2 protein-coding genes are annotated in these 3369 nt (G+C 66.3%); one reads left to right on the top strand and one right to left on the bottom strand.

Annotated elements, in window-relative coordinates:
• Positions 1-3024 (bottom strand): hypothetical protein (locus E1288_RS46095; protein WP_207954945.1); only part of this gene is annotated, 3024 nt, incomplete at its 3' end.
• Positions 3025-3166: 142 nt separating this feature from the next.
• On the opposite strand from E1288_RS46095, the gene E1288_RS48455 reads away from it, so the two are divergent.
• The coding region (locus E1288_RS48455) for a hypothetical protein (protein WP_207954944.1) at positions 3167-3369 on the top strand (203 nt) is incomplete at its 3' end.

Raw genomic sequence — 3369 nt, 5'->3', positions numbered from 1 at the left:
ACCCACCACCGCCCTCCACGCCATCCGCTCAAAACCCCCCGCTATAGCCGTCAACAGCTCGACGGCAGTACCCCCAACACCCCGCAACTCCGGCGTCTGCTCCACCACCCGCAACGCAAACGGCCGCCCTGCCTGCACATAGCCCACAAATTGATCAACACCCTCCCGCACTCCCAGACCGTGCAGGACTTCACGCACCGCAGCCGGCAACTCGGCATACGCTTCGGCCACCTTCCCCATCGCCGACTCAACATCCGCCGCCACCCCCCGACCCTCAGCCGCATCCAACCGCGACACCACATCGGCCAACCCATCCCGCGTCCACATCAACCCACCAAACCCCGCATCGGAACCAGCCCCCGGCCCCTCAACACGCTGCCGCTTCTCCGGAGGCTCCACAGCCTCCCGCTTACGCTGATCAGATCTTTCGTGCCCGGATCCGGCCTCCGCAGGCCGCTGACCACCACCGGAGCCACCAGCGGACGACCCCAGCCTTAGCCGCTCCTGGTACTTCTCAAGCGCAACCAGATACGTATTCACCCAAGCAGGCCTCGACTCCGACGGCGGCACATCCGCCGGAGCCGCAAGTCGACTAGAAACCCTAGGCACCGCCCCAGAACCACCACGCCCGGATCCGGCACCCGCGGGCCGCTGACCACCAGCGGACGACGCCAGCCTCAGCCTCGCCTGGTACCGATCAAACGCACCCATCAGCGAACTCAACACAGCAGCCCTCGACTCCGACGGCCGCACATCCTCCGGAGCCGCAAGTCGACCGGAAACCCCAGTCCCCACCCCAGAACCACCACGCCCGGATCCGGAATCGATCACCACCCCACTCGCCACTGACGACTCGGCAACTCCCGGCGCCGCACCAAGCTCCTTCGCGGCCGCCGCCAGCAAGCTCCGATCCATACCGCCCGAAGCAACAGCCCTCAACAACGAGTTGGCGTCACGTGTGACGACGAAATGCTTAAGCTGTGGCGTTTGCAGCGCCAGCTTCTGTGCCATCGAGCCACTCATCAATGCCTCGGCGACGAACCTGTTGATCGCGCCCTGAACCACCTGGTCCCGGCCGAGCAAGTCCTGACGGTCCTCCCGGCTGAGCTTGTTATAAGCGCTGACCACCTCCTGCTTCGCCGCAGCTAAATCCGACCGCAGCCTGGTCAAAGCCCCCGACCGAGCGGTCAAGGCCGGCCCCCAGAAGCGCGGCTCGTCCCGGTCCATAGCTCTGACCGCCGCCCGCAATTCCGCAGGCAGGAGATCATCCCTCGCCTGAGCCACCTTCGGACTTTCGGATCCCGGCTGCGGGATCAACTTGGCGACGAGGTCCAGCAAGGCTGCGGCGACACCCCTGCGTGAGCCGGGACTTGTCCCGTCGGTCCAGCCGTCGGTGTCGCCCCACGATGCGGCGTCGTGGAACGCCTCGGTCTTCGCCATCACCCGCAACGCAAACGGATTCAACGCCAACACATGCGCGACGAACGTCTCCACAGCCTCCCGCCTGCCCCACGGCAGCTCATCCAAGAGACCCCGAGCGCCTTCACTCACAAGGTTGCCCTCGAACGCCATAAGCACCGCATGTTTGGCTTTGACCAGATGTCCTGCCGTCGCCTCCCGCTCCGTCTCGTCGGGCACCTCGCCCGTCGACGGCAGAGCCCAGCGCTTCACCCCAGTCGCATCACCCAGCTTCCGCGCCACCTCCTCCAAACTCTCGAACGTCAACGCCTCAACCGGCCCAACCGGCGTCCCTGCAACATTCCCCGACGCCCCAGTCACGTGCGCCAGCACCGCCAGCCACCCCGCCATCGGAATCCGGCTCACACCGTTGTGAACCAAGCCCGCCAGCTCCCGTGTCCCCTTGATCGCCTCCACGGCCTCCCGCGTACCCGCCTCGATATGCACGGCAACCGTGCTGACAGGAATTGCGGACGCCTCATTAAACGCGGCCGGGAGCAGCCCTTTCCTCGCGGCGCCCAACGTAACCCCGCCAAGCTTAGACGTGGCATTCCGCAAATCCGAGCTGCTAATCAGCAGGCCATCAAGCTCATCTGCCAGGGACTTCAACCCGCCAGGGCTCAAGTCCAACGGACGGAGAACCGCCGGAGCCCGTCGACTGAAACTCCCGGCCCCCGCGGGCCGCTGACCGCCGCCGGAGTCGCCAGGGCCTCCGCCCCGAAGTCCGGGCCGGTTTTCCGGCCTGCGCGGCGACAGAGCCCACCCCGGGTCCACCGTCCCCAGGACGAACCCCAACTCCGTGGCGTACCTCTCCAGACGCTCTCCCCGCCACCGCATCGTCACATGCTCGTGAGCGACCAAGCGGGCAATGACCTCAGCGACCTCACGGTCACCGGTCAGGTTGGTCTCACCCACCACGCGACGAGCCAGCTCCAACGCCGCAGCGAACTCCGGATCATCCGGCCCGTAAGTGAGCTCCGCCGAAGCAGCATGGATCCCCGCCTCGGTGGTCAACGGTTCACGGCCACCGAGGCGCTTCGCCGACGGCACGTACGACGGGTCAACAAACTCTGGCCGCAGTGCCCGGCGACCGCGCAAGATCTCCAAAGCGTCGGCGTCCACAGTGGCCCGCCGCTCCCGCACTCGCTTCTCGATCTGCTCGAACGCCGCGTCGTAACTTCCATCGGCCAGCAACCGATCGGTGTCACCGAAGCGATTCAGGATGTCCCGCCCCACCCTGCCCGCGACATTGTCTTCCCCAACCTCCGGCACCTCCGGCACCGGCACCGGTTCGATGGCATCCGGGTCGCGGTCCCGGTCGTCGGAGCGGGTCTTCTCCTCAAGGTTCTCCGCCGGGGTTTTCCCGTCAACCACCTCCGCCGCGGTCTTCTCCTCTTTCTCCTCAACGTTTTCCGTCGCGGTCTTCTCGCCGCCGGTCGCCGGCAGACCCTTCCCACCCCAGCGACCAAACCAGTCCCGCGGATTCCACGAACCAGCAAACCAGGCACCCGGATTCCACGAGTTCGACGAACCCGGATCAGGCCGCACATCCAGCAGCTCGGCCACCACCAACGCGATCCTGGGCGCCCGGTCACCCCGCCGAGGCTGACGAAGCATCAGCTCATACAAACCCAGCAACACTTCCGGCCCGTACTTGCCCGTCAACGCCAACTGGTCAACCCGGCCAGGCAGGATCGTGTTCAACCACATGAACGACGTGATCCCGGCGTTGGCCAACCGCAGATCCTTCTTCGGCTTAGCCGCATACGCCCGCAACTTCGCCGGCAACGCCTCCGGATCCCCCAACAACCCCGCATACGCCCGCAAATCCGGATCAGCAGCAACCAACATCGCCAACAACTCACGCCGCGACCCCGGCCCCGAACCCACACCCGGCCCCGGCGTGCGACC

This window comes from Saccharopolyspora elongata, from assembly GCF_004348985.1.
GTDB lineage: Bacteria > Actinomycetota > Actinomycetes > Mycobacteriales > Pseudonocardiaceae > Saccharopolyspora > Saccharopolyspora elongata.
The sequence above is the reverse complement of the archived record's forward strand: the minus strand, read 5'-3'. Positions and strand labels throughout refer to the sequence as shown.